Here is a 2,138-nt window from a genome sequence, read left to right as displayed (position 1 = left end):
GCCGGTGGACCCGTCCGAGCGCACGCCCGGGCGGCGCGCCGACCGCGTGCGGTCCGCAGGGGCCCGATTCCAGGTGCACCACCGGTACGCCCAGGTCCAGGAGCCGTTCGGTGGCGGCCGCGTCGTCGCAGACCAGCGCCGCGACCGGTGGTGGTTCTAGCTCGGACCAGCCGGTCCGGCGCAGGCCGCCGAGGTGGGCGGCGACCCGGCGCAGGGCGAGGGTCGAGTCGAGCTGGTCCTCGCGGGCGCTCAGCAGCACCCGCGGGCCGTGCGCGGTGCGGGTGCCCGGCGTGGCCGGGGGATCCTCCGCCGGGGTCAGTAGTGCCATGCTCCCACCGCCCCCAGCCGGGCCACGTCGTCGCTGTATCCGGCGGCGGTGGTGGAGCACCCGCCGCACACCTCGGGGCCGCGCTCGCGGAAGTAGTCGGCGTGAGCCCGGAACGCCGGGGTGTCCAGCCGGATCACCCCCTGCTCCCGCAGAGGCGCACCACCGGGTCCGCCGTCGCCCTCCCGGTGGGGGATGCAGCTGCACGCGTACATCCGCCCGTACTTGCCGTCGACGTAGATGACGTCGTCGGCGACGTGGCACAGCGGTTCGGCGGCGCGGGGGGTGACGGACCGGGAGAAGTACCGCTCCTGCTCCTGCGGGGTGTCGCCGTAGAAGCGCTTGCCCATGGGGACCAGCAGCGCGGCCGGGTCGGCGTCGTAGATCGGATCGCACACGCCGCGGACGTGATCGGCGTCGGGGTAGGTGATGGTTCGGTCGAGTTTGAGCGCGGACAGCTCCCACTGGCGCACCCCCGCCCGTGTGAGGACCTCCTGCAGCCTCGGCATCTCGGTGTAGTTGTGCGGCCCGACCACGGTGTTGACCCTGGGCAGGACACCGAGCGCGGAGGCGGCCCGCAGCCCCTGCAGCCCGCTGTCGAACATGCCGGGAGAGCGGCGGTAGACGTCGTGGGTGGCGCCGGAGGAGCCGTCCAGGCTGACGATCACCTGGGCCAGGCCGGCATCGGCCAGGGGGGCGGCCATCCGGGGCAGCTGCGAGCCGTTGGTGATGAGCGACATCCTCATCCCCGCGGCCGTGCCCGAGCGCACCAGCTCCACCACGTCCGGATGCATCAGCGGTTCGCCTCCGGTGAAGCGGACGTAGCCCACTCCGGCATCCCGGGCCTTGGGCAGCAGGTCCTCGAAGTCCTCCGGGGAGAAACGGAACGTGTCGCGGGAAAGGGCGAAGTCGCACATGAAGCAGTCGGCGTTGCAGGCTTCGAGGATCCTGATGAAGAGGTAGCGATCGCGTGTACGCACGGGGTGCAGACCTTCCAGGCCACTCACGGGACGGGCGGGACGGGCGGACGGGCCGGCGGGACGGACAGGTGGGACGGGGCGGGTGGAACGGCTCCGGGCGGTTGCCGGGCGGACCGGTACGTGAGGTTCCACCGGATCAGGGGTGCGGCTCCGCCGCGCCGAGGACCGCGAGCAGCGCGTCGGCCACCTGGGCCGCGCCGCCGGTGCCGACCGCGGTGGTGAGGGCGCCCCACTCTGCGACTGCGGCGGACCGGCGCAGCGCTTCGAGGACGCCGTCGCGCAGGGCGTGGCCGATCCCTTGCCGGTCGTCGCCCTGCGCCGCCGCCCCGATCGCGCCGTAGATGTGTTCGAGAGCGCGGTCCTCGCCCTCCGAGCGGAGCGCCAGCGCCTCGTCCTCGACGAGCACGTCCTTGGGCCACGGCACCCGCACTCGGGCCCCGAGCGCCTGGCTGTGGTAACGGCCGTTGAAGATCTGGCTGAGGTTCTGCGGCGGCAGGCAGACGGTGGGGACGTCCAGTCCGCCCGCCTCGAGCAGGGTGGTCAGACCGGGTGAGGTGAGCAGGACGTCGCAGGCGTCCAGCCGTTCCAGGAACGCGCCGTGCCCCAGTGGGCCGGCGGTCGTTCGAGGCGGGGCGACGCAGGAGTCGACGAGGAGGCCCGCGAGGTCGCCGGGCAGGTTGCCGGCGATGTGCACCTCCTCGATCCCGTGGGCGGCGAGGGCTTCCAGGGCGGCCGGGACCACCAGGCTCGGATAGTGCCGCGGATCCACCAGACCCGGCGCCCGCAGACCGCCCAGGCTGATCAGCGCCCGGCGGTACGGGCGTCCGGCGCGC

Annotated in this window: 2 protein-coding genes and 1 pseudogene; all 3 read right to left on the bottom strand. The window is 73.8% G+C overall.

All coding sequences use genetic code 11. The features are described 5' to 3' along the window. Positions 1-328: pseudogene (locus tag ABZW32_RS39745) on the bottom strand (CGA synthase-related protein); the annotation flags it as partial. Next, positions 316-1,305, bottom strand: a complete 990-nt coding sequence (gene blsE, locus ABZW32_RS39740; RefSeq protein WP_356225785.1) for a cytosylglucuronate decarboxylase — start codon at positions 1,303-1,305, stop codon at positions 316-318. The gene blsE and the pseudogene ABZW32_RS39745, both read right to left, overlap by 13 nt. Positions 1,306-1,441: 136 nt before the next feature. Beyond that, a partial coding sequence (locus ABZW32_RS39735; protein WP_356225784.1) for a hydroxymethylcytosylglucuronate/cytosylglucuronate synthase occupies positions 1,442-2,138 on the bottom strand: 697 nt, incomplete at its 5' end.

Origin of the sequence: Streptomyces sp. NPDC004667 (assembly GCF_040609475.1) — a bacterium.
Lineage (GTDB): Bacteria > Actinomycetota > Actinomycetes > Streptomycetales > Streptomycetaceae > Streptomyces.
This window is presented reverse-complemented; position numbering and strand designations above follow the sequence as displayed.